This window comes from Collinsella sp. LCP21S3_A3, assembly GCF_052118905.1.
Classification (GTDB): domain Bacteria; phylum Actinomycetota; class Coriobacteriia; order Coriobacteriales; family Coriobacteriaceae; genus Collinsella.
In genome coordinates, this window is sequence record NZ_JBQKGH010000002.1 from 49,039 (window position 1) to 73,682 (window position 24,644).

The window sequence follows — 24,644 nt, forward strand, 5'->3', positions numbered from 1 at the left end:
GAGAGTCAATTATTACGAGATCTCATTCCGCGATCGGCACATCGTTGATGCTCTCGGTTTGCCGCTGTCGCGCTCATACCCCGCCATCCCACTCCCCTGTATACTGATGTAGCACGTGTTTCATCCGGGCTTATTGGGCCGGATTGTTCATGGGAGGGTCTTATGGCTGCTTCGAATCCGCCTAAGGGAAGCGTTTCTTCTTCGTCCATCAAGCCGGTGACGCGCAAGGCCGTGCGTTGCCAGCGCGAGGTCGCTTGGCTTGTCACGCAGGCGGCGGGCAGGCTTGTGGCGACCACTCAGGACGTCAATGCGCCTACGCCGAGCTTTGTGTTAGCGGCGGCGCTGGATTTTGTGCGCCAATTGGAGCTTGCCGCACAGGATGCCAGCGGCCACCTCGACTACCAGAATGTTATGGCGCCCGACCTGCAAACGTTCTGCCACATGGCCAAGTTGCCCGCCGCGCCCAATGCGCTTTCGGACGCGGGCTACATGTTTACGCTTTCGGGCGCGGACCTTATCCGCGACATCTACGCATACTGCAGCGAGCTCGCCGAGCGCCACGTCTTTGACGCGGCAGAAATCAAACCGGGATATGCCATCAAGCTGGTTCTTAGGCTGTTCCTGATGGATGGACACGCGGACGCGCAGGCATAGGACGTCTTTCGGCACTATTCATCAAGCCGGCGCTGGCCGCCTTATCTTGGTTGCCGCTACGTGAGTGAGAATTATTGGACGGTCCGAAAATCCGCGCTCGTGTGTCCGAATATCCACGATCGCGCGGCGGTCACGCAGGGCCTTTGTCCATTCCGCCGGCATCGTCTCCAGTTCGCCGCAGAGCCGCGGCCCCATATGGGTATACTCACGAGGATTCGACTCGATTCGCCCCCGCTGGGGCGTCAAAGGAGACTGCATATGCCCACCACCTCAACCGACCCGCGCACCGCTGCCGCCGCGCTGCTGGTGCCTGGCACCGCCTGCCACGGTTTTGCCGTCGAGCGCTGCGAGACCGTGCCCGAGCTCGACTCGGACGCCTACGTGCTGCGCCACACCGCCTCGGGCGCTCGCCTGCTGTACCTGGCGTGCGACGACGAAAACAAGGCTTTTGCCATTGGCTTTAAGACGCCGCCGGCTGATTCCACCGGCGTGTTCCATATCCTCGAGCACTCGGTGCTGTGCGGATCGGCCAAGTTTCCCGTCAAGGAGCCGTTCGTCGACCTGATCAAGAGCTCCATGCAGACGTTCCTCAACGCCATGACCTACCCCGACAAGACCATCTACCCCGTCGCCACCACCAACGAGCAGGATCTGTACAACCTGATGGACGTGTACCTGGACGCGGTGTTCAACCCGGCCATCTATACCAAGCCCACCATTTTTGAGCAGGAGGGCTGGCACTACGAGCTGGACCTGCCGGAGGGCGCCGAGGGCGAGGGTAACGGCAGTTCCGCAAGCCTGCGCGAGGGCACGCTACGCTATAACGGCGTGGTTTTCAATGAGATGAAGGGCGCGCTGTCCGACCCCATGAGCGTGCTGGACGACGCCGTCAACGCCGCGCTTTATCCCGACACCGCCTATGCGCACGAGAGCGGCGGCGACCCACGCGCGATCCCTGCGCTCACCTACGAGCAGTTCCTGGACACGCACGCGCGCCACTACAATCCTTCCAACTCCTACATCACGCTCTACGGCGACCTGGACGTGGACCGTGCACTGGCCTTTTTGGACGAGCGCTATCTGTCGCAGCCGAGTGCCGCGAGCCGCCGCATGGACGCAGCCGTCGCCGCCGGCGAGGACCCGTCCACGCTGGCGCCCAATCCGCTGGTCGTGCAGGCGCCCGTGACCTGCGAGTACAAGCGCGTCGAGATGGCCACCACACCCGAGAATGCCCTGGTGGGCCTGGGTCTTGTGCTGGGCAGCGCGCTCGACCGCAAGCGCACGATCGCGGCGGACATCCTGTTCGAGGCACTGCTGGGTTCCAATGAGGCGCCGGCTAAGAAGGCCATTCTGGCCGCCGGCCTGGGCGGCAACGTGGTGAGCTACACCGCGGCCGAGAGCCTGCAGCCCTACGAGCTCATCATGCTGCAAAACGCTCAGCCCGGCGTGGCGCGCGAGCTGCGCCGCGTGTTCCAGGACGCCTGCCGCGACCTGTGCGAGCACGGCGTTCCGCGCGAGCGCCTGGAGGCCATCATCAGCAGCAACGAATACGACCTGCGCCAGCGCGACTACGGTATCGCCGACGGCGTGGCCATTGCGTGCGACGCGCTGAGCACCTGGCTCTACGATGACGACGCCGCGACGCTGGCGCTCAAGTACGGCCCGGTGTACGAGGAGCTGCGCGGCGAGCTGGACGGCAGCTATTTTGAGGACCTGCTGCGCGAGCTGGTGCTGGAGAATGACCACATGGCGCTGGTCGAGCTGGTGCCGGTGGATGCCGCCGAGGGTGCGGAGAGTGCCGAGGCCGCCGAGCTGGCAGCCAAGCGCGATACCATGACCGATGCCGAGCTGGCCGATGTGGTCGAGCGCACGGCTGCGCTGCGCGCCGCGCAGGAGGCGGATGACGCGCCCGAGGCCAAGGCCACGCTGCCACGCCTGCGCGTGTCCGACATTGGCGAGGCGCGCCCCGAGCCGCCGCTGGTCGTGAACACGACCGCGCCCATCCCCTGCCTGCGCCACGGCATCCCCACCAACCGCTTGGCCTACGCCATGCAGTATTTCGACCTGAGCTGCGTCGCGTTTGAAGACCTGCCCTATGTGACCCTTCTCTGCCGCCTGCTCAAACAGCTACCCACGAGCGAACACTCGGCCGAGGAGCTCGACAACCTCATCGCTGGCAGGCTGGGCTTTTTGAGCTTTACGACCGAGGTCATGACCCAGCCCGACGTGGACGGCGTGCGCCCCTACCTGCTGGTGAGCGCCGGCGCCCTGTCCGAGAAGATTGATGCGCTGGCGAGCCTGCCGCGCGAGGTGTGGTCGAGCACGCTGTTGCTCGATGCCGAAGCCGACCGCGTGCGCGACGTGCTCACGCAGATTCGCATTGGGCTTGAGCAGGGCTTTATTAACAACGGACACTCGGCGGCGCTCGGTCGCGCGATGAGCTACAGCTCGCCTTCGGCCGTGGTGCGCGAGCAGCTTTCGGGCGTGGACTTCTACCTGTTCCTGCGCGATCTGCTCGACCACTTTGACGAGCGCCTGGACGACCTGCGCGCCAAGCTTGCCGAGCTGGCAGGCCGCATCTTTGTGTCCGATGGCTGTCTGGCGAGCTTTACCGGCAGCGATGAGGACTTTGACGCGTACTGGGCCGCCGCGGGCGACCTGGGGTTGGGCGCGGGCGACGGTGCTGTTGCCGGCCGCGACGCGCTCGTGGTGCCGACGCCGTGTGACCGCCACGAGGCTTTTGTCATCCCCAGCGACATCTGCTTTGCGGCAAGCGCATGCGACCCGCGTCGCCTGGGCATTGACGTGACGGGCGCCTGGGCGGTTGCCGCCAACGCGCTCTCCTACGACTACCTGTGGAATGAGATCCGCGTGAAGGGCGGGGCGTACGGCTGCGGATTCCGCGCGGCAGGTGAGCGTCAGGCGGCGTTCTACACCTACCGCGACCCGGCAATCGACCCCTCGATTGAGCGCGTGGCGCGCGCAGGCGAATGGCTCGGCAGTTTTGAGCCCGACGTGGCCGCCTTTGAGGGCTTTATCGTGAGCTGCGTGAGCGGCATGGACGCGCCGGTGAAGCCGTACGCGCTCACCAAACGCCGCAACACGACCTACTTGGCCGGACTCGATCCGCATGCACGCGAGGAGCGCCGCGCCCAGATGCTCGCCGCCACGCCCGGTGAGCTGCGCTCGCTCGGCGCCGACGTGACGCGCATCGCAGCCGTCTCGCCCACCTGCGTCTTTGGCGGCCGAGACGTCATCGCCAAGAGCAACGCCGGCTTCAACGTCATCGACCTGCTGGGCTAACGCACAGCAAAGGTAGATTTTTGGGACATGCCTGAAAATCTACCTTTTCTTTTGCCGCTGCCTGGGCGGGGCAGCTCAGCCCGTCACACCAGTTTGTCTAAATCTGTAACATCTAGGCGGCAATATTGGCTCCAGATGTTACAAATCGAGACGTTTTCGGATGACGCCGGCCCTTTGTCTCAATCTGTAACATCTAGGCCCGATTTTGCCGAGTTACTGTTACAGATCGAGACACACCGCCGCGAACACCCACTCTTCGTCAAAACCCACGAAGATGTCCATGAACTGCTCCCCTTGCGATGGTTTGCGTGGTGGTTTCGTCATTTGACCAGATAAAACCTACCAAAATAAACCTGTCCCTTTTTGGTAGGTTTGAGAGAGGGGCCGGGATGGATAAGGCCGAGTTGCGGCGGGCGGTAATTGCCCGGCGCGATGCTCTAGATTTGGATATGCGGGCGGCAAAGTCTGCTGCTGCATGCGCGCGGCTCGTTGAGTTGCTGGGCGGCTCGGGTCCCGTGGCCCCGCGCACCGTTGCCGTCTATGCCGCCATGGGCTCCGAGGCAGATCCTGCCGCGTTTGCCGCAGCGGCCGCAAAACACGGCTGGCGCGTGGCCTATCCGTGCATGTTCTCGGCAGCTGACACCGTGGCTTGTGGCCAGCGCATGTGCATGCGGGCAGTTGCTGCCGGCGATGCGTCCGAGGCCCCGTTTATCGCCCGCCCTACGCGGGCCTTCGCAGCCACGGACGTCGACAGCAGCCGCTTTCCTATCGTGCCTGCCGAGGCGCTCGATATGATCGTCGTGCCGCTCGTAGCCTTCGATCACACCGGCGCGCGCCTGGGCTACGGCGGCGGCTGCTACGACCGCTACCTGCCCACGCTCTCGCCCGCATGCCAAATCATCGGCATCGCCTTTGACGAGCAGCGTGTCGACCACGTTCCCACCGACACCCACGACCTGCCGCTACCCCACATCATCAGCGCCTAACCGCCGTTGTATCGCACCCGCAAGATGGGCATCCGAAAATCCACGCCCGTCACGCCGCAGCCGCAGCCACAACCGCAACCGCAGCCGTAGCCTAGTGCTCCTCGCCGGCGCGGGCCAGGTCGTAGGGCGTGGTCTGGTAGACGTAGTAGTTGAGCCAGTTGGTGTAGAGCAGCTGGGCCTGGCTGCGCCAGACGTTGCGCGGCTCGGCGGTGGGGTCGTCACCTGGGAAGTAATGCGCCGGCACCTGGGGGTTGAGCCCGCGCTTCACGTCGCGCTCGTACTCCAGGCGCAGCGTGTCGGTATCGTACTCGGGATGGCCAAAGACAAAGAAGCGGCGACTGTCGGTCGACTTGACGATGTACAGGCCCACCTCGTCTGATACGGCCACGACCTCAAGCTGCGGCTCGGCCTCCACGTCCTCGCGGCGCACATCGGTATTGCGTGAATGCACGGCATAGAAGCGGTCGTCAAAGCCGCGGACCAGCGGGCTTTGCGGCTTCACCAGATAATGCTCAAACACGCCGCTCGCCTTGGCCGGCAGGTCGCACTTCTGGATACCGTAATGATGGTAGAGCCCTGCCTGTGCACCCCAGCAAATATGCAGCGTAGAGTGCACGTGCGTGGTGGACCAATCCATGATCTGGCAGAGCTCGGGCCAGTAGTCGACCTCCTCGAACGGCATCTGCTCCACCGGCGCGCCCGTGATGATCAGGCCGTCGTAGTGGATATCGCGGATGTCGTCGAACGTACGGTAGAACGTCTCCAGGTGGCCGGCACTCACGTGCGTGGCCTCGTGCGTCTTGGTGCGTAGCAGGTCCACCTCTACCTGCAGCGGCGTGTTGGAGAGCTTGCGCATGATCTGCGTCTCGGTGGCGATCTTGGTTGGCATGAGGTTGAGGATGAGCACGCGCAGCGGACGGATGTCCTGGTGCAGCGCGCGGTACTCGGTCATGACAAAGATGTTCTCGCTCTCGAGCTGCGCGGCGGCAGGGAGGGCGTCGGGGATGCGAATGGGCATGGATGCTCCTTACGAGTCAGTTGCAGCTATGGTACAACGAGCGGCCCCATCCGCGCGAGTGCATCGCCCCGAGACACCGTCAGCGGCCCAAATCACTCCAAAAGTAGAGATTAAGGCATGTCCCAAAAATCTACGGCGCTTTAGCCTAGCAAAGTGGCAGCAGGACGCTACAATGGTTCGATGCGAAAAACTCGGCCGAAAGGATATGAATATGTACCAGACGCGTAAGATCGGTGTGGTCGGCCAGGGCCACGTAGGAGCACATGTCGCCAACAGCCTGCTCATGCAGGGCATTGCCGATGAGCTGTACCTCTGCGATATCAACGAGGCAAAGGTGACGTCCGAGGTCCAAGACCTGCGCGACTCCCTTTCGTTTGTCCCGTACAACACCAAGATCGTCAACTGCTACGACCACTACGAGGAGCTGGCCTGCTGCGACGTCATCGTCAACGCCGCCGGCAAGGTCGCACTGGCCGCCGGCAACCGCGACGGCGAGCTGTTCTTTACCACCGACGCCGCCCGCACCTTTGCCAAGCGCATCGTCGATGCCGGCTTCGACGGCATCTTCGTGAGCATCTCCAACCCCTGCGACGTCGTGTGCACCGAGCTGTGGCACCTGACCGGCTACGATCCCAAGAAGATCATCGGCTCGGGCTGTGGCCTGGACTCTGCCCGCCTGCGCACCGAGATCTCCAAGAAGGTCGGGGTGAGCCCCAAGTCCATCGACGCCTACATGATCGGCGAGCATGGCTTTAGCCAGCTGGCCGCCTTTAAGGCCGCAACCATCGCCGGCAAGAGCCTCAACGAGCTTCAGGCCGAGAACCCCGACAAGTACGCCTTCGACCACATGGAAGTCGAGGAGCTCGCACGTAAGGGCGGTTATGTGACTTACGCCGGCAAGCAGTGCACCGAGTACGCCGTTGCCAACTCCGCCGCGCGCGTCTGCGCCGCCGTGCTGCACAACGAGCACGCCGTGCTTTCGGCCTCTACGCTTATGACCGGCCAGTATGGCGAGGAGGGCATCTTTACCTCCCTGCCGTGCGTGATCGGCGCCGAGGGCGTCGAGGAGGTCTACACGCTCGACCTTTCCGAGCACGAGCTCGAGGGCTTCCACAAGAGCTGTCAGCATATTCGCGACAACATCGCCCAGCTCGACTGGTGGGACGCCGAGGCCTACGACGCCAAGTAGTCCGCCGGTTGATGCGACAACTCACTCATACGGACACAATGTAAAGCGGGCCGCGCCGGAAACCCACCGGCGCAGCCCGCTTTTTGACTCACGCGACATGCTTGCAGATTTAGGTCTAATACTTTTCCCGAAAAGTGAACGAGCAAAAACGAGCCCCCGAAGCATCGGCACTTTGTGGAGACCATTTCCTGCAGTTTCATTAAGATTTTCCTGCTGTTTTGGCGTCAAAAAATGTCGATGCTTCGGGGGTCCAAAATAGGTCGTTCACTTCTCGGGAAAAGTATTTGACTTCGTTTTTCGACAAACAGAAAGGGGCGCCGTAACGCAAACGGGGCCCGCGCTTGGCGAAGGCCCCGTCATGAAAAATCGCGTTCCCCGTTACCTAGTACTGCTCGACGCCCATGTAGCGGCGAACCTCGGGGCTGTGGTCAAATACCTTGCCGCGGGCGGCGCGCAGCTCACAGCTCATCGCATAGAAGAAGATCGGCTCCAGGTACGAGCGCACGCTGGCAGGCACCTCGCCCACGCCGTACTCAAGCGCATCGAGCACCATGACTGTATCGGTGTGCGTGTTGAGGAATGCCAGTGCGCGCTCCTCCATGGGGCGACACTCGCCAGCGCCAAGCTGCACAAAGTAGAACACGCCGGGCTCGGTAGCCTCGAAGGGACCGTGGAAATACTCGCCGGAGTGGATGTAGCAGCAGTGCTGCCACTGCATCTCCATGAGCGAGCAGATGGCCATGGCGTAGGTCTGGCTAAAGTTGGGGCCGGAGCCCAGGATATAGAAGAACTTGTGCTGCTGGCAGAGCTCGGCAAAGCGATCGCCCAGCTCGGCGTTGACCTTCTCGCGGGCAGCGGGCAGCAGTGCGTCCATCTGCTTAAGGCCGGCGTACATGTCGGCGAGCGCCTCGTAGCCCTCCTGCTGGTCGAGCAGCTCGGCGGCGATCAGAGCGCCGATGCCCTGCGGAACTTCGGCCTGCGACTCGCCCTTGCCCCACGGGTAAACCCAGGTGGTCCACTTGCCGTTATCGATCTTGGAGCCCGCGTAGTCAGTCATGGTCACGACCTCGGCACCGGCGGCCAGCGCCATCTCGCAGCCGTCGACGACCTCTTGCGTGTTACCGCTGTGGCTACAGGCGATGACGAGCGACTTCGGCCCTAGACTCTTGGGGGCCATAAGGCAAAACTCGCGCGCCGTGTAGACCGTCGAAGTGAACGTGGTTGCCTCGCGCTTGAGCAGCTCATTGGCCGGCATAAGGTCAATCATCGAACCGCCGCAGGCGATCCAAAAGACATTCTCGATCTTACCCTTGCGCTCGATAATTCCCTGAACCAGATCGTGTGCGTTCACGGTGACATTCCTCCCTGTGTGGCGGCTTTGAGCGGCGACAGCTCGTACCTGCGGTCGTTCTATGTTGTCCTATTTATAGCACGCAAGCTGTCGCAGGTGAATTCATTTCACCAAACTTGTTCTGTATTGTTCTATCTATGGACGTTATATGTCGAACACGTAGCGCGACCCCACGATCTTTTGGCGCCCGAGCAGCAAGGGCCGCTCGTCCGCATCGGTAAAGTACGCCTCCATATAAAAGAGCGGCTCGCCGACCGGCACCTCCAACAGCGGGGCCGTCTGAGCATCAGCGAGCGCGATCTCCACGGTACAGGGATCGGACTTGAGCGGTGCGCGGCCCGAATGCACGGCAACGAGCGCAAAAATCGAATTGTCGGCGAGGTCCTCGTCGGCAAGCTGCTGCAGATAGGGATGGTCGGCCAGCACAAAGGCGTTGTTCTCGAGCATGACGGGCACGCCATCGGCCGTGCGCACGCGCTCGACCACGATGAGCTCGCAGCCGGGTTCCACGCCAAAAAACGCCGCGTCCTCGCGCGTCGCCGCAACCACCGTGCGCGACACCAGGCGCGCTCCGGCCGCCATGTCGTTGGCAGCGCAGGCCTCGGTAAAACTCTGGACGTCGCCTTTCTGGACAATCTTGCGCTTGAGCTTGGGCGCACACACAAACGTGCCCCTCCCCTGCTGACGGTTGAGATATCCCGCGCGCGACAACTCCTCAATGGCGCGACGCACGGTAATGCGCCCCACGCCGTAGGACTTCGCGAGCTCCATCTCGGAAGGAATGCGCGAGCCGGCAGCGTACACGCCGCGCGCGATCTCGCCCTTTAGGTCGTCCATAACCTGCTGGTACAGCGGCACGGCGGACACGTCAGTACGGTCGGTCTTGCTATCGGCTACCATCGTTACGCTCCATCCCGTGCATGCTCGGATTCAAACTCTTCAATCGCCGCCATAAACTGCTCGCCAAAGGCGTCGGCTTTTTTCTCGCCAATGCCGTTGACCCGGATAAGCTCGTCGCGCGTCTGAGGGCGCAGGCGGCACAGACCGCGCAGCGCCTTATCGGAGAAGACCATGTACGGCGCCATCTCCAGCTCGGTCGAAATCTCCTTGCGGAGTGCCCGCAAGCACTCGAACAGCTCGGCATCGTCGCCCACGCGCGGGCGCTGATCCAGCTCGGCCTCCTCGCGCAGCAGATCCACCGCACGGAGGGCGCGGGCCGAGGCCTTGCGCTTGGATGCACGACGCTTAACGGTAAAGGCAAACGCCTCGTCCTCGACCTCGCCGGCACGCGGGCCCAGTCCCACGACCGGGTACTGTCCCTGTGAGGTTGCCAAATAACCGCGGCCGCACAGCTGCCCGATGATGTCCTTGATGCGCCCGACCGATTCGCTCGACAGCTCACCGTAGCCGCGGTCCTCGTCCAGATGCATCTGGCGAATGCGCTCGGTGTTGCCGCCGTGGAGCACGTCGGCGATCAGCGACTTGCCAAAACGCATGGGACGCGTAGCCACATAGCGCACGGCGGCGCGGGCCATATCGGTGACGTCCTCGACCTCGAACTGCGTGAGGCAGTTGCTGCAGTTGCCGCAGCCCTCGGCTTCGTCCGTGGCGGCACCGCTAGCACCGGCTGCGGCGGTATGCTCGGCCGCAGCCTCGTCGCCAAAGTAGCGCAGCATGTATTCGCGCAGGCAGCCGGTGGTATTGCAGTAGCCCTCCATCTGGCTGAGCAGGCGGTATCGATTCTGGAGCGCCCACGCGCGTTGCTCGTCATCGAGCGCCTCGTCGGCAGCATCGCCGCGATCGATCAAAAAGCGACGCATGCGAAAATCATTGCCGTTCCACAGCAAATGGCAGCTGGCTGGGTCGCCATCGCGGCCGGCGCGGCCCGCCTCCTGGTAGTACGCCTCGATGCTCTCGGGCACGTTGTTGTGAATCACGTAGCGCACGTTGGGCTTGTCGATACCCATGCCAAAGGCGTTGGTGGCAACCATTACCTGGATATCGTCGTCGATAAAGGCGCGCTGGCTTTGCCGGCGGGCGTCGTTGCCCATGCCGGCATGGTAGCGGCCAACGCGAATGCCGCTGGAGCCCAGCGCCTCGGCAAGCTCGCTTGCCAGCGCATCGACGGTCTTGCGAGTCGAGCAATACACGATGCCGCTTTCGCTCGAATGTGCGATCACATAGTCGCGCACCCACGCGGCCTTGGCCTTGTCGCCCATCTCCTCGCAGCCAAAGTAGAGGTTCTTGCGATCGAAGCCCGTCACCACCGTCGCGGGGTTTTGCAGGCCGAGCATCTGCTGAATGTCCGCACGCACGCGCTCGGTCGCCGTAGCGGTAAAGGCCGCCACGATGGGGCGCTGCGGCAGGGAATCGATGAACTCGCGAATCTGCAGGTAGGCGGGACGGAAATCCTGGCCCCACTGGCTTACGCAGTGGGCCTCGTCAATGGCCACGAGCGGCACGCCAATGCCGGCGGCGGCCTCCCGCGCAAAAGCTAAAAAGCGCGGCTCGAGCAGACGCTCGGGCGCCACGTACATAAGCTGGTAGCGGCCCTCGCGCGCCCGCTTGAGCACGGTGTTTTGCTGGGCCGGAGTAAGACTGGAGTTGAGATAGCTGGGTCGCGCACCCGCCGCGAGCAATGCACGGGTCTGATCCTCCATAAGCGACAGCAGCGGACTCACCACAAAGGTGATGCCGGGCAGCATGAGCGCGGGCACCTGGTAGCAAATGGACTTGCCGGCGCCCGTGGGCATAACGCCCAGCGCATCGCGGCCAGCAAGGATCGCATCGACCATGCGGTCCTGCCCCGGGCGAAACGAGGTGTAGCCAAAATAGGCGCCGAGCGTATCGAGCGCCATCTGCTGCATGCTATCGGTCATGGTTTCCTAACGTCCAAGTCATCTGCCGCCGATTATACGCCGCCACGCGGACCGATGCCGCACGGCTGCCGGCCACGGGCAATGTAATCCGATGGGAACGAGCGTGGATAATCTCCCACTTTGAACCCGTCACCAAGCAAAAAACGGGAGATTATCCACGCTCATTCTGCGGGTAGTCATTGGGGACATTCTTGACAAGCGCGGAAACGTCGCTGGTTGAGCATAAGTCAGCGAAAACGCCCCTAAGCGAGCAAGGTGACGTGAAAGAGGAGGGAAGCGTACTTCGGTACGCGACCGACGATTGAACGTCAGATTGCCGCTTAGGGGCGTTTGCAGCGTCGACCGGTCCGCCGTTCGTTAGAACGGCGGAACCAAAGGCGTAGCGTCGAGCCGTTACACGGTTTGGTAAAACCGCGTAACTTATATGACCATGACGTAGCGGCTACCCACGTAGTACTGCTTGCCGAGCAAAACCGGCTCGCCATTGGGACCGGTAAAGCCGGCACGCAGGTTGAGCAGCGGATCGTGCGGAGCGATGCCCAGCTCGGCCGCCTGCTCGGCATTGGCGCGAACGGCCTCGACCGTGCGGTAGCCAACCGAGACAATCGGCGTTCCACCAACACGCTCGACCTCGGCAAAAATCGACTTGTCCTCAAGATCGGCCGTCAACAGCTCACGGTAGGCGTCAAAGGGCACAAAGATGTTCTCCTCAAAGATAGGCTCGCCGTCGGCCGTACGCACGCGCTTGATATGCAGCAGCAGCGCATCCTTCTGCAGGCCAAAGAACTCCATCTCGTTTTGGCGCGCCGGAACGATCTGGCGATCGATCACATGCGCGCCGGCCTTCATGCCATTGTCGGCACACAGCGCGGTAAACGTCTGCAGCATCGAGGCATGAAACTGGCGGTTGATGTGCGGCGTGGAGACAAACGTGCCACGGCCTTGCTGTTTAACCAGATAGCCATCGGAACATAGCTCCTCGACGGCGCGGCGCACCGTAATACGGCTCACCTCGTACTGCTCGGCAAGCTCAAGCTCGGACGGGATACGCTCCTTGGGTGCATAAACACCCTTCTCGATCGAATCCTTGATTTCGTCGTAAATCTGCTGGTACAGCGGCGCATTTTTGGGTGCAGGCATATCTAATCACTCTTATCGAAATATCGGAATAACAAATACGTATATAACGTCTAGTTTTATGTTACCTCATAACGATAAAACGATACACCCTCCCTACCAAAAAGGGACAGGATTGAGCAGAGCCGGCAAAATGCCAAATACCTTACTTGCCGTCGTCCTGCTGCAAGCTGTCCTGTTCGCTGAGGCGCACCTGCCTGCTGGCCATGCGTGCGGGCTTGTCGGGATCGGGAACGGCCGTGGGCATGGGTTCGTCGACATGACCGCCCCACCAACCGCCCACAAAGTTGAGCGTGTGGAACACGTTGATCACGGCGCCGGGATCAACCTCGCATACCAGCCTGATAATGTCCTGGCTCTCGTAGGTCGAGACAACGGTGTGCAGCAGGTACATCTTCTCGCGGCTGTATCCGCCGACGACCTCGGCGCAGCTCATGCCGTGCTGAAAATGGTTTACGTAGGCAGTCATGACCTCGTCTGCCTTACGCGTCGTGATCTGCAGCGTCACACGATCGTAGCGATGATAGAAACTGTCGATGGTCTTGGTCGAAATAAACTGAAACACAATGGAATACGCCGCCTTGTCCCAGCCAAACATAAAACCAAAGATTGCCAGGATAAAGCAGTTAAAGCCAAAGATGACGCCCCAGATGGTCTTGCCTGTGTGGTTGGAGACCCATAACGCGATAAAGTCGGTGCCGCCGGTGGATGCGCCGGACTTAAGCGCGATGGCAGCACCCAGGCCCGAGACCACGCCGCCAAAAATGATGAGCATGATCTTGTCGCCCAAAAATGGAGCGAAGTGAAAGACGTTGAGGAACAGCGACGAGAGCACGACCTGCATCATCGAGAAGATGACGAAGCGCTTGCTAATGCCGCTCCAGCATAGGAGCGCCACGGGGATGTTGAGTGCGAGCATACCGAGCGAGATGTCGATGTGAACGCCACCTAGCGAGGTAACGCGATCGAGAAGGACCGCGACGCCGGTAAAACCGCTCGGAAGCAGGTCAGCGGGCCGAATGAATGCCTGGATCAGAAATGTCTGGAGAACGGCAGAGACCGTGACCGCCACGGCAGTAATGGCACGGCGGACGATGGTGAGGCGGCCGAGTACGAGCACGCGGTCCGTGAGCTGATCGATGGCATCCGCCACGCAGGCTCCTTTCGAAGGCAGATATAGTTGTGGGGCATGCCCGCGATTGTAGCATGGAGCGTGCGGGGGCGCCTCAATTCACCCTCTCTCGACAACCATCAGAAGGACCGTGAGGCCGCTCAAAAGAAAAACGCCGTGAAGAGAGCGATCCCTTCACGGCGAATTCGGCATTTGCCCAGATAAAACCTGCCAAAATAAACCTGTCCCTAAATGGCAGGTAGGATGTCACACAGATTGTCAATGACAACGTCGGCGGCAGACTGGTCCAGGTTGACGCCCTCGTGCGGACGCAGCGCCAGGACGCGGGCGCCAGAGCGCTTGCCAGCCTCGATGCCCAGAGGCGAATCCTCGATAACCAGGCACTCGGCAGGCTCCACCCCCAGCGCCTCCATGGCACGCTGGTAGATCTCGGGGTCGGGCTTAAACGCACTGCACTCGTGACCGCTGATGGTGTAGTCCAGCACGTCGGCGATGCCGGCAATCTCCACCAGCTCGTCGATCAGCTCGCGATAGGACGAGCTCGCGATGGCACACTTCACACCGCGCTCATGCAGCTCACGCATCACCGGCTCTGTCTGCTCGTTGAGAAGCTCGGCATACGGAACGGGGTGGTGCGGGCTGTAGACCTGCTTGTACTCCACGCGCAGGCGCTCACGCAGCTCAACATCGTCGGGCACCAGCGCCTTCCAAATGGCCGGCTCGTTAGACCCCGAAAGGTCGGGGATCTCGTCAAAGTGGAACCCCTTCTCTTCCATAAACGCCACGCGGCGACGGTTGTAGAACCACTCGGTATCGACCAGCACGCCGTCCATGTCAAACAGCACTGCCTTGATCATACGCTCCTCCTTCCACCTGCCAAAAAGGGACAGGTTTATTTTGGTAGGTTTTATCTGGGGTTTGCGGCGCGACAAACACGCCCCAAAGCAAAAAAGGGGACGGGGCGAAAACCCCATCCCCTCTCAATCAACCCGTAAGGTCTACTTACTTGTGATTAGTAGGAAAGCTTCCACATGTAGCGACGCATGGTCAGCGGGTGCTGACGGGCCTCGGCGATCTGGTTGCCGTACTCGCGCATAACGGCGAGGTGCAGCAGCGGGTTGAAGTAGGTGACGACGCTCGCGGGCACGGCGTCAGCCAGGCCGTAGTCCTTGGAGTCGATCAGAGCGACCTTGGCGCCCATGCGCTCAAGGAAGGTGAGGGCGCGGGCGTCCATCGGACGGGTAGCGCCATCGGACATGAAGAAGACGTAGGGCTTACCCTCGGTGGAAACCTCGAACGGGCCGTGGAAGTACTCGCCGGTGTTGTAGGCGGCGGCGTCGATCCACTGCATCTCGGTGAACAGGAAGGCGGCGTGAGAATAAGCCATCTTCTCGGAGGCACCGGAAGCCATGAAGTAGATCATCTTGTCGTCCTTGAAGTCCTCGGCGAACTTCTTGGCGAGCTTCTTGCAGGACTGAGCGGCGTTCTCGCAGAGGTCGAAGACGTTGGTGAGACCGGTGATCATGTCCTCGTAGTGGTCATAGCCCTCGGTCTGCTGAAGGATCTCGAGAGCAAGAGCGATGGCATAGCCGGGCTTCTCGCACTTGGCAGCATAGTTGGCGTGGAAGCCGTGGATGATGACGTGGTCGGCGTCGACGGTCAGAGCGGAGCCGGCCTTGTTGGTGAGGGAGACGACCGGGCAGTTGTGCTTCTTGGCGGTCTTGTTGGCCTCGACGGTCTCGGGCGTGGAGCCACCAAGGGAGCAGGTGATCACGAAGGTGTGCTCGTTGACCCAGGAGGGCGTGTCGTAGTTGAACTCGTTTGCGGTGAAGATCTGAACGTTCAGCTTGTCCGTGTTGTTGGCCAGGAAGTACTTGGCGGGGTAAAGGTCGGACATGGAAGCGCCGCAGCCAACGAAGGCGACGCTGTGGATCTCGTGGTTGGACAGGACGTCAGCGACGATCTGCTTAGGGAGGTTAAGGTCGATCTCGTACATCTGACACATTCCTTTCGATTTTTGCGGCGCCACTTTGCCGGGCGTGCGCAGGATTACCGTGATTTGGACCGAGTCGCCGGCCCATTGAAGATGTGACATAGGGACTGTCCCTTTGACACATTTAGGGATGGAAGCCTGCCTGGGGTATGGGATGCCAGGCAGGCTCCCCGGGGAAAGCGGTTAGACGCTTGGGCGCGACTAGGCCAGGATGCCGGCCGCGGAGAGGGCGATGCCGCCCACGATGGCGATCACAAGAAGCCAACCGGTGTTGACGTTCTTCTTGATGAGCCAGTACATAAGGCCGGTGAGGCCAAGGGAAATCATCTGGGGCATCATGCCGTCCAGGATGTCCTGGATCACGACGGTGCCGTCAGCGAACTGCAGCGGGGTGGTGGCGCCGATCAGCGTAGCGATCATGCCGCCCACGGACATAAGACCCACGATGCCGCAGACATACATGAGCTTCTCCATGAGGTCGCCGCCCTGAAGCTTGCTCAGGTACTCGTGGCCGCCCTGATAGCCCATCTTGGCTGCGAACCACGTGATCAGCACGGAGGGAACGATGGAGATGAGCATGGCCAGGATCGGGCCCATGATGGAGCCCTGCTGAGCAAGCTGAACGCCCAGACCAAAGGCGATAACGCGGATGGTGCCCTGGAAGAAGGAGTCACCAATACCGGAAAGCGGGCCCATGAGGGAGGTCTTGACCGCGTTGATCGAATCGGGATCGAAGTTCTCGGGATCCTTGGCGTACTCCTCCTCCATAGAGGCGGCGAGGCCCAGGACGAAAGCGCTCGTCTGCGGAGTGCAGTTGTAGAACGCCATGTGACGGCGATAAGCCTCTTTCTTGGCAGCAAGCTGCTTGGGGTCGGACTCATCCGGATAGAGGCGATCGAGCGTGGGAACCATGCCATAGAGGAAGCCCATGTTCATCTGACGCTCGTAGTTCCAAGAGGCCTGGATGGCCCAGGAGCGCCAGAAGAACTGGCTGACCTTCTTGTTCAGGGACACGTCCTTGGTTGCGGTTGCCATAGTGTGTTCCTCCTTAGTCTTCGTCGTCTTCGAGCGGATCGTAGTCGGAATCGACACCGGCGGCTGCATGGGAACCGTTGAACTTGAAGCCCATGAAGACGACAGCCAGGCACACACCGATCAGAGCGACCGCGATGACGGACAGGTTGAGGTAAGCGGCGAGCAGGAAGCCGATGAACAGGAACGGAGTCATACCCTTCTTGATCATCATGGTGAGCAGCAGGGCCAAGCCGTAGGCGGTCATGATCTTGGTCGAAACGTTAAGACCAGTGGACAGCCACTCGGGGACCATGTTGACGATGGCCTGAACCAGGTCGGTGCCAACAAAGACGGCGAGGAAGATCGGCAGGAAGTACATGACGGCGTACAGACCAGTGCCGACGCAGATGTGCATACGGTAGGCGGTCTTGAACTTTCCGTTATCGATCGCGCTATCTGCCACATGGGTGAGGGCGGCGATGATGGAACGGAACACGATGCCGAGGAGCTGACCCAGGACGGCGACCGGGATGGCGATCGTCATGGCGGTCTCGGCGGAAGCATCGGTCAGGCACGCAAAGGCAGCGGCCACGATGCCGCCCAGGACCATATCGGGCGGAACGGCAGCACCGACCTGCACCAGGCCCATGGACACGAGCTCGACGGCGGCACCGACGGCAAGGCCGGTGGGCACATCGCCCAGCAGCAGACCGACGAGCGTAGCGCCAACGAGGGGCTGCTCGAAGTTAAGACGACCGAGCAGGCGGGAGTCCCACATGCAGAACACGCCGACGAGGCCGACGAGCACCGCACTGATGAACGTATTCATACCCTTCTCCTTTCAGTCAGGCAAAAGCCTGGTTGACTACAGCTTGGCGTCGATGTCGACGCTCTGATACGTGGGGGTCTGCTGGACATAGAGCTTGATGCCCATGTCGAGCAGCTGGTTGATGTCGGCCTTCTGGGTGGCGTCGAGGAAGACGGAGCTGTCCTTGCCGCCGACCTGATCGGCACCGTCGTGGTTGGCGGTGGCGCCCAGGTTGATGGCGTCGAGCTTGTAGCCCTGGCAGAACTGCAGCATCTCGGCAGTGTTGCCAAAGACGAACATGACGCGCTCGCCGAGGGTGTTGAGCTTGTCCATCTTGGCGAGGGCACGCTCGACGGTGAAGACGTTCAGGCGCACGCCCTGGGGCTTGGCCAGCTTAAGAGCGCCCTTCTTGATGTCATCGTTGGCGGCAGCGTTGTCGACGACGATGATGCGCTCGGCCTGAACCTTGGTGGTCCAGGTAAAGACGACCTGGCCGTGCAGCAGACGGTAGTCAAGACGTGCGAGGACGATCTTGGCGGGACCGGAGCTGTGACGGGACGCCTTGGCCTTCTTGGCGGGAGCCGCGACGGCCTCGACCGGTGCGTTGGGGTTGGTCAGACCAGTGCGGGCCTCGTTGATGAGGGCCGCGAGCTCGGTGCCCTTGACGGGGGCGGGGCTCATAGCGAGCGTGAGCGCCAGCGGGATGTTGAAACCGCTGACAACCGTGAACTTCGTGCCGTTCTTGGAAAGCTCGACCATGCTGTTGTTGACCGAGCTGCCGAGCATATCGGTCAGCACATAGACGGTGTCGTCCGCGTTGAACGTGGCGATCATGGCGTCCACCTTATTGGTGATGGGCTCCTTGTCGTCACGAGCAAGCGACACGACGTGGACGTTCGACACGTCGCCGAGAACCATCTCGAGCGTGTCTTTGGCGCCTGCGGCCAGGCCGCCATGAGATGCGAGAATGATCTGATTCATCTTGCCTCCTCCTTTTCGTTATGGTCATTATAACGTCTTATACGCTACTTACATTAATAATTACTATAAAGACCGTTCGCGGTTAAAAATCGACCGTTTACGGGTTTAACGTACTCGAAACGTTGGGGCTGGGTAGGCGGGCACTGGCTGGATAACCCCAGGTCGGATGCCGCACGCAATTCCCTATCGCACGAAGTACCAGGGACTTTCCTGTACGGTGGGCTCCAGCGCGATGCCGGTGCGTTCCTTAAACAGATCCATGTCCTGCGATTTCTCCGTCCACCACGCGTTGGGCTTAAAGGTCATGCTCTCAATGACATGGCCGACAAACACACTGTTGCGCAGCTTGGAGAAGTCGGTGTTCATGATCAGGATGGACGCGAGCACCAGCACGATGCCCAGGACCTTGATCGCGCCGGCGGGCTCGGCGTAGACACCAATGCCCAGCAGTACGGTGACAACTGTCTCGAATGACATTACGACGGGAACTTTCGACGTCTCGAGCCCCATGGACAGACCCTGCATATATAAGATGTAAGCCACGGCTGTGGGGATGAGTCCAAAGCCAAGGAACAACAGCAGCAGCTGTGGCGACATTGCCGCGGCGACATCCGGCCACGGAGCCGCGATAGCTGCCATAACCGCACCGCCAAAAACAAAGCCCCAAAACGTGACAGCCAGCGGGTGGACCGTCTTGGTTGCTATTCGGCTAAACACCGCGAGCGACGCACCGCAAAGGCCTGCAATCACACCCGACGTGACGCCCCAAACCGAAAAATGAAAACCGGAAAGGTCGCCATTGGTCACTGCAAGCACACAGCCAACGATGTTAAAGACAATGGCAACGAGCTTGTTAGGGGTCACGTCCTCGCGATAAAGCACGCGGCCGAGCATGACGCCAAACACCGGCGAGGTGTAGAGCAGCACCGAGGCCGTGGACATGCCCACCTCGCCCATGCACTCGTAATAGCAGGTGTTGGCGGCGGCCAAACCGACGATACCGACAAGCGCGCAGGGAACAAGCTCTTTAGGGCTTGCCTTGAACAGGGCCAGGGGACCCGATGCTTTTCCCTCACGAGCACCTCCCTGGCAACCCATGAACGCCAAGACCGGAGCCATTAAGACGGCACCCGACAACAGGCGAAAGGCCGCCATGCTCTGAGACGAAACACCCATGGCCGAGATGCCGTTTACAAAGATTCCGATGCTGCCCCACATAAGCGCGGCGATCAGCACCAGCACATAGCCCAGATTGCTTTTCTTCAACGCAGCCTCCTCGGTATTGTTTCCAATATGTTTCATACTACGTTATAGTCGTTATATACATTTTTCAAGCCACAAATCGCCGAACGGAAAAATCTGCTCTCCCACATACTCATTGGGGACGTACTTAAACGACTAGGACTGTCCCCAACTGCCGGCAGAAAAGGAACGTCCTCAACTGCCACATCTGGACCAAGGCGACGCCGATGCTTTGGCAACGTCAGCGAAAACCCGCCAGAGCGAGCAAGGTGCCTTGAAGCGAAGCGGCATTGACCTTCTGGTCATGCCGCTGAAGCTGAAAGGCAGATTGCCGCTCTGGCGGGTTTGCAGCGTCGAGCCGTTACGCGGTTTGGCAAAACCGCGTAACTCCTAGTAGTCAAGCTTCCACATGTAGCGGCGCGTCATATAGTCCTTGTGGGTGACGGCAGAGAGCGCGCGCATGTAGACGTTGTTGAGGATCGGCGCGAAGATCAGGTGGTTGAAGTACTCGCTCACGCTGTCCTTGATGTCGTTGAGGCCGAGCTCCTTGGCGTCGAGCTGATAGACGCGCTCGCCACCGTACTGGTTGACGAAGCGGGTGCCGCGCTCGTCGTTGCAGCGGCTGCGGCCGACGCTGATGAGCTGGAACAGCGAAGTGCGCTTGTCCAGGATCTCGAAGGGGCCATGGAAGAAGTCACAGGTGTTGATGGTGCAGGAGTCGATCTGTAGCATCTCCTGCACGTTGCAGATGCTAAAGACGTAGGCGGCACCAAAGAGCGGACCTTGAGCCATCACGTTGATGCAGGGCTTGTCGGCGTTCTGCTCGGCCCACTTGGCAGCGAGCGGACGGGTGTACTCGACGGCCTTGCGATAGATGGGGTCGACCAAGTCGAAGGCGGCCATGGCGGTCTCGTACTCGGCATAGCCCTCGGTCTGCTGCGTGAGCTCCATGGCGATCATGGTCACGACGGCGGAGTTGGTGCGGCCCATGCAGGACTCGTCGACGGCCAGGCTGTCGTACTGAATCTTGTAGTCGCAGACCTCGGTGAGGGCGGACTCGTCGACATAGATGGCGATGGTGCTGGCGCCGCGGTCCTTGGCGACCTGGGCGGCGACGATAGTCTCCTTGGTGCCGCGCATGGACACGACGACGGCCAAGGTGTTCTCGTTAACGTAGGCAGGGGTGGCGTGCACGAACTCGTTGCTGGTGTAGCTGGAGCTCACGACCTGCGTGGCCTCGTGCTCCATAAAGTACTGGGCAGGATAGTTACCGCCGTTGGATCCGCCGGCGCCAATCCACACGACGTGCTTGATGCCGCCCTTGTCTGCCTTGTCGGCCAAAACCTGGGAGACGACATCTTTAACCTGTTCCTGAGTAGTCATCGTGCATCAGCCTTTCTTCTCGTTTGATGCTCATCACAGGCATACAAGTTACATACATGTTTTGGTTATGTCGACTAGTTGTATGCTATATTTGTCTTAGAAATTTTGCTGCTGTGGTTTTCGGTAGCTCGCTACCAGCAGTTTTATTGTTTTATTAAATACATGCTTGCTTAGGTAAGCATACAGGTTAGATATAGGTTGGCAATATGGGCGTCACATCTAAAAAGAAACTGACCCAATACGAGCGCTTGGCGGGCACGCTGCGCGATCGCATCGCTGCCGGCACGTATGCGCGCGGAGACAAGCTGCCGTCCGAGATGGAACTCATGGACGAATCGGGGCTGTCACGCAGCACCGTACGCCACGCCCTTAAGGTGCTCGTTGATGAGGGCCTGGTGCGCACCGAGCGCGGGCGTGGCGCCTTTGTGGCCGACACGCCCGCGCTCCACGAGAACAACCTAGTGTTTTCGAGCTATACCAAGCAGGTCGAAGGCCAGGGCATGAAGCCCACCACGCGCACCGTGGACTCGGGCTTTGCCAAGGCGGCCGGCAGCATAGCTAAGTTCTTTGACGCCGCCGTGGGCAGCAAGCTCGTCAAACTTGTCCGCCTGCGCTACCTGGACGACGCACCGCTGTGCCTGGAGACCACCTACCTGCCGCCAAGCTTCGAGACGCTCATCGATCGCGATATCAACGGCTCGCTCTACGCCACGCTGCGACAGGAGTTCCATCGCGCACCGGCACAGGGGCATAAGACCTTTGAGGTGTGCTACGCCTCGCAAAATGAGGCGTTTTTGCTCAACGTTGAGCGCGGGCAGGCGCTGATCCTGATCACCGACTACGTCTACGACACTGACGGCCGACCGCTCCATGTCTCCAAGCGCATCCAACGCACCGACCGCGCCAAATACACCGAACCCATCGGCTAACCTGCCAAAATAAACCTGTCCCTAAATGGTAGGTTTGGGGAGGTCGGGGAACCAGGTTGGTTTGGGTTGGTTGGGCGTGCGCTCGGCTAGGACCAGCTCCATCCAACACATGTCGTACCAGCGACCGAACTTTTGGGCGCAGCGGTCGAAGGCACCCACCAGGCGATACCCCATATGGGCATGGAAATCCTGACTGTTGTGCGTCAGATACTCGTCGTCCTTGTCGTGCGGCACGGCGATGAGCGCGCACATGTTGGTGATGCCCATCGCGATCAGGCATTGCTTGAGCGCATCGTGCAGCTTGCGGCCCAGCCCGCCGTGGCGCACATCGCGCGCCAGGTAGATCGACGTCTCGACCGACCAGTCGTATGCCTCGCGGCTGTTGAGCGGACTCACATAGGCATAGCCTACCGGACGCCCGTCCAGCTCCATCACCAAATACGGGTAGCGCTTGAGCGTACGCTCGATACGCCCGGCGAACTCCTCAACGCTCGGAACCTCGTATTCGCAGGTAATCGCCGTCTGGCGCACATACGGCTCATAGATGGCAAGCAACGCCGGCGCATCGTCGGGCGTCGCCAGGCGAATCGTCGGCTCGGACATTTCGGTCATACAACCCTTCCCCCTCAAAAACAAAGGCTGCCCTGCGCCAAGCTCAGGCGCAGGGCAGCCCCTTGTCACTACATCAGGCTACAGGACAGCCGCCAACGCGTCGATGTCCTCCTGCGTCGTGGCCCAGCTGGTGCAAAAGCGCACCACCGTGTGGGTCTCGTCGTACTTTTCCCAGTACTCAATCGAGGCATGCTCGCGAATGCGGGCCATGTCCTCGTTGGGCAGAATCACAAACTGCTGGTTGGTCGGCGTCTCCAAAAAGAACTGGTAGCCGCGCTCGTGCAACACGCGACGAAGCGCCTGAGCCGTCTCGATCGCCTGGCGACCAATCTCAAAATACAGGCCGTCGGTAAAGAGCGCCTCGAACTGCACGCCCGTCAGGCGGCCTTTGGCAAGCAGCGCGCCATGCTGCTTGATACGCGGAATGGGATGCGCCGGGGCGTGCATACCGCAGAACACCACAGCCTCGCCGCAGAGCGCGCCGCACTTGGTACCGCCGATGTAGAACACGTCGCACAGCTGCGCCAGCTCGGGCAGGGTAATGTCGCACTCATCGGCCGCCAGCGCATAGGCCAGGCGGGCGCCATCCACAAACAGCGGAATCTCGCGCTTCTGGCACACTGCGTGAATCGCCGCGAGCTCGGCCTTGGAGTACAGCGTGCCGTACTCGGTCGATAGGCTCACGTACACGGCACCCGGGGACACCGTGTGCTCGTAGCTCTCGTTTTCGTAGAACACCTGGATATAGTTCTCAAGGTCCTCGGCGTGCATCTTGCCCTCGTAGCCGGGGATGGTGAGCACCTTGTGGCCGCCAAACTCGATGGCGCCCGCCTCGTGGCAGGCGACGTGGCCGGTCTCGGCAGCAACGACGCCCTCGTACGGCGCGAGCAGCATGTCGATCACCGTCGCGTTGGCCTGCGTGCCGCCCACCAGAAAAAACACGTCGGCATCGGGGGCCTGACAGGCCTCGCGGATAAGCTGCTTGGCACGCTCGGTATGTGCATCGGTACCGTATCCTGGCTGCGGCTCCATATTGGTGTCGACGAGCGCCTGCAGCACCGCCGGGTGTGCGCCGTGGGAATAATCGTTGTTAAACGCGAGCATGGCAATCCTCTCTTACCGGGTATCGGCCAGATGATTCAAACGGAGCTATTGTACGCCGCTGGGATAGGCAATGCGCGCGGCAAGGCACTCAAGTGCCAGCACCAGAGCAAAACCGCAGCTCACATCACTCAAAAAGTGCGCTCCGATCACGATGCGGCCAAACGCGACGAACGCCACAACCACAGCCGCCGTCCAAAAGACCACACGACGGCGCGACGGCTTTTCCTTAAAGGCCGCTGCGGGAAGCCCGGCGAGCATAAGGCCGATCGCCGCGTGCGCCGCGTGTCCGCTCGCAAACGACTTAAAGCCGTCCTTGACTACACCGGCGGCAATATAGGCCCGCTTGTCGGGGTTGCCGATCACCCACCACGGCTGAAACTCGAGCCCCGGCGTCACCTCGACCACGCGCATGCGCGGGCGCGACCACAGCGGCTTGACGATCACGTTGAGGATGATGGCCTGAGCGACCCACACGGCAAGCACCATGAGCGCCCAGCGTGTGAGCTCGTCGGGCTCGGTCGTGCGCGTGAGGCGATAGACGATAAGGTTGGCGACGATGACCAGCACAAACGTCAGCACCAACTGAGCCACGATGAGTTTGCCGCCAACCCTCAGGGACGAAACGATCTCGTAGCCGGTCAGGCCAACATTGACGAGGATGCCGAGCACGGCGAGCCATTTGCTCCCCCTGGAGTCGGGACGCACCGCGCGCACGAGCATAACGCCCGCGACGCTCGCCGTCAGCTCAAACGGCAGCTCGCCGGTCGCCTCGATAAAGCGGCCGTACACGCTGCCGATGTTGAACAGCGCGCTCGAGATCTGATAATCGAAGAAACTGCCCACGCCCAGGCAGAGGGCAAGGATAGCCGCGATAGCAGCGGCATCTTTTTTATAGATGTACCCGAACATGCTTTCCTTTCGATGGAACC

21 protein-coding genes are annotated in these 24,644 nt (G+C 61.0%); 5 read left to right on the forward strand and 16 right to left on the reverse strand.

From position 1 onward, the window contains the following. Nucleotides 1-162: 162 nt before the first annotated feature. The 3 genes from ACTQ0H_RS01445 to ACTQ0H_RS01455 all read left to right on the forward strand — a co-directional run bounded on the left by ACTQ0H_RS01445 (nucleotide 163) and on the right by ACTQ0H_RS01455 (nucleotide 4,943). Nucleotides 163-654 carry a hypothetical protein gene (locus ACTQ0H_RS01445; protein WP_441049000.1) on the forward strand — a complete coding sequence of 164 codons (492 nt, stop codon included), beginning with the start codon at nucleotides 163-165 and terminating at the stop codon, nucleotides 652-654. A 258-nt stretch (nucleotides 655-912) separates the two neighbouring features. Next, nucleotides 913-3,957: an insulinase family protein gene (locus tag ACTQ0H_RS01450; protein ID WP_441537671.1), complete on the forward strand. Its 3,045-nt coding sequence runs from the start codon at nucleotides 913-915 to the stop codon at nucleotides 3,955-3,957. Nucleotides 3,958-4,346: 389 nt separating this feature from the next. Next, nucleotides 4,347-4,943 (forward strand): 5-formyltetrahydrofolate cyclo-ligase, encoded by a 597-nt coding sequence (locus tag ACTQ0H_RS01455; protein ID WP_441537672.1) that lies wholly within the window; start codon nucleotides 4,347-4,349, stop codon nucleotides 4,941-4,943. A 91-nt stretch (nucleotides 4,944-5,034) separates the two neighbouring features. Here ACTQ0H_RS01455 and metA read toward each other — a convergent pair whose 3' ends face one another. Then, nucleotides 5,035-5,961: a homoserine O-acetyltransferase MetA gene (gene metA, locus ACTQ0H_RS01460; protein ID WP_427719472.1), complete on the reverse strand. Its 927-nt coding sequence runs from the start codon at nucleotides 5,959-5,961 to the stop codon at nucleotides 5,035-5,037. A 211-nt stretch (nucleotides 5,962-6,172) separates the two neighbouring features. Between metA and ACTQ0H_RS01465 the strand changes: the two genes are divergently transcribed. Beyond that, complete coding sequence (locus tag ACTQ0H_RS01465; RefSeq protein WP_152067319.1) at nucleotides 6,173-7,150, forward strand: L-lactate dehydrogenase; 978 nt, start codon at nucleotides 6,173-6,175, stop codon at nucleotides 7,148-7,150. A 382-nt stretch (nucleotides 7,151-7,532) separates the two neighbouring features. Here the strand turns inward: ACTQ0H_RS01465 and ACTQ0H_RS01470 are convergent, their stop codons facing one another. From ACTQ0H_RS01470 to ACTQ0H_RS01525, 12 genes are all read right to left on the reverse strand, one after another. Continuing rightward, the gene (locus tag ACTQ0H_RS01470) at nucleotides 7,533-8,501 is read right to left on the reverse strand and encodes an SIS domain-containing protein (RefSeq protein ID WP_441537673.1); all 969 of its coding nucleotides are present in this window, start codon (nucleotides 8,499-8,501) and stop codon (nucleotides 7,533-7,535) included. A 144-nt stretch (nucleotides 8,502-8,645) separates the two neighbouring features. Then, nucleotides 8,646-9,401 carry a GntR family transcriptional regulator gene (locus tag ACTQ0H_RS01475; protein WP_152067317.1) on the reverse strand — a complete coding sequence of 252 codons (756 nt, stop codon included), beginning with the start codon at nucleotides 9,399-9,401 and terminating at the stop codon, nucleotides 8,646-8,648. A 2-nt stretch (nucleotides 9,402-9,403) separates the two neighbouring features. Further along, nucleotides 9,404-11,380: a RecQ family ATP-dependent DNA helicase gene (locus ACTQ0H_RS01480; RefSeq protein WP_441537674.1), complete on the reverse strand. Its 1,977-nt coding sequence runs from the start codon at nucleotides 11,378-11,380 to the stop codon at nucleotides 9,404-9,406. Between the two features lie 420 nt (nucleotides 11,381-11,800). Then, nucleotides 11,801-12,520: a GntR family transcriptional regulator gene (locus ACTQ0H_RS01485; RefSeq protein WP_441537675.1), complete on the reverse strand. Its 720-nt coding sequence runs from the start codon at nucleotides 12,518-12,520 to the stop codon at nucleotides 11,801-11,803. Nucleotides 12,521-12,662: 142 nt separating this feature from the next. Further along, complete coding sequence (locus tag ACTQ0H_RS01490; RefSeq protein WP_441537676.1) at nucleotides 12,663-13,670, reverse strand: YitT family protein; 1,008 nt, start codon at nucleotides 13,668-13,670, stop codon at nucleotides 12,663-12,665. A gap of 206 nt (nucleotides 13,671-13,876) precedes the next feature. Further along, complete coding sequence (locus ACTQ0H_RS01495; protein WP_154518552.1) at nucleotides 13,877-14,506, reverse strand: HAD family hydrolase; 630 nt, start codon at nucleotides 14,504-14,506, stop codon at nucleotides 13,877-13,879. A gap of 155 nt (nucleotides 14,507-14,661) precedes the next feature. Beyond that, entirely contained in the window at nucleotides 14,662-15,645 is a 984-nt protein-coding gene (locus ACTQ0H_RS01500) for an SIS domain-containing protein (RefSeq protein WP_229770738.1), read from the reverse strand. Between the two features lie 198 nt (nucleotides 15,646-15,843). Then, the gene (locus ACTQ0H_RS01505) at nucleotides 15,844-16,677 is read right to left on the reverse strand and encodes a PTS system mannose/fructose/sorbose family transporter subunit IID (protein WP_154518549.1); all 834 of its coding nucleotides are present in this window, start codon (nucleotides 16,675-16,677) and stop codon (nucleotides 15,844-15,846) included. Nucleotides 16,678-16,690: 13 nt separating this feature from the next. After that, entirely contained in the window at nucleotides 16,691-17,485 is a 795-nt protein-coding gene (locus ACTQ0H_RS01510) for a PTS mannose/fructose/sorbose/N-acetylgalactosamine transporter subunit IIC (protein ID WP_154518546.1), read from the reverse strand. A 36-nt stretch (nucleotides 17,486-17,521) separates the two neighbouring features. Continuing rightward, nucleotides 17,522-18,445: a PTS mannose/fructose/sorbose transporter subunit IIAB gene (locus tag ACTQ0H_RS01515; protein WP_427719486.1), complete on the reverse strand. Its 924-nt coding sequence runs from the start codon at nucleotides 18,443-18,445 to the stop codon at nucleotides 17,522-17,524. A gap of 183 nt (nucleotides 18,446-18,628) precedes the next feature. Beyond that, complete coding sequence (locus tag ACTQ0H_RS01520) at nucleotides 18,629-19,711, reverse strand: DMT family transporter (protein WP_427719488.1); 1,083 nt, start codon at nucleotides 19,709-19,711, stop codon at nucleotides 18,629-18,631. Nucleotides 19,712-20,077: 366 nt separating this feature from the next. Beyond that, nucleotides 20,078-21,070 carry an SIS domain-containing protein gene (locus ACTQ0H_RS01525; protein WP_441537677.1) on the reverse strand — a complete coding sequence of 331 codons (993 nt, stop codon included), beginning with the start codon at nucleotides 21,068-21,070 and terminating at the stop codon, nucleotides 20,078-20,080. 206 nt (nucleotides 21,071-21,276) lie between these two features. On the opposite strand from ACTQ0H_RS01525, the gene ACTQ0H_RS01530 reads away from it, so the two are divergent. After that, the gene (locus ACTQ0H_RS01530; RefSeq protein ID WP_427747834.1) at nucleotides 21,277-21,999 is read left to right on the forward strand and encodes a GntR family transcriptional regulator; all 723 of its coding nucleotides are present in this window, start codon (nucleotides 21,277-21,279) and stop codon (nucleotides 21,997-21,999) included. Between the two features lie 21 nt (nucleotides 22,000-22,020). On the opposite strand, the gene ACTQ0H_RS01535 is transcribed toward ACTQ0H_RS01530, so the two are convergent. From ACTQ0H_RS01535 to ACTQ0H_RS01545, 3 genes are all read right to left on the reverse strand, one after another. Beyond that, nucleotides 22,021-22,611, reverse strand: coding sequence for a GNAT family N-acetyltransferase (locus ACTQ0H_RS01535; protein WP_118238204.1), 591 nt, complete (start codon nucleotides 22,609-22,611; stop codon nucleotides 22,021-22,023). 78 nt (nucleotides 22,612-22,689) lie between these two features. Next, nucleotides 22,690-23,715 (reverse strand): threonine aldolase family protein, encoded by a 1,026-nt coding sequence (locus tag ACTQ0H_RS01540; protein ID WP_441537678.1) that lies wholly within the window; start codon nucleotides 23,713-23,715, stop codon nucleotides 22,690-22,692. Between the two features lie 45 nt (nucleotides 23,716-23,760). Then, entirely contained in the window at nucleotides 23,761-24,624 is an 864-nt protein-coding gene (locus ACTQ0H_RS01545) for a phosphatase PAP2 family protein (protein WP_441537679.1), read from the reverse strand. Nucleotides 24,625-24,644: the final 20 nt, after the last annotated feature.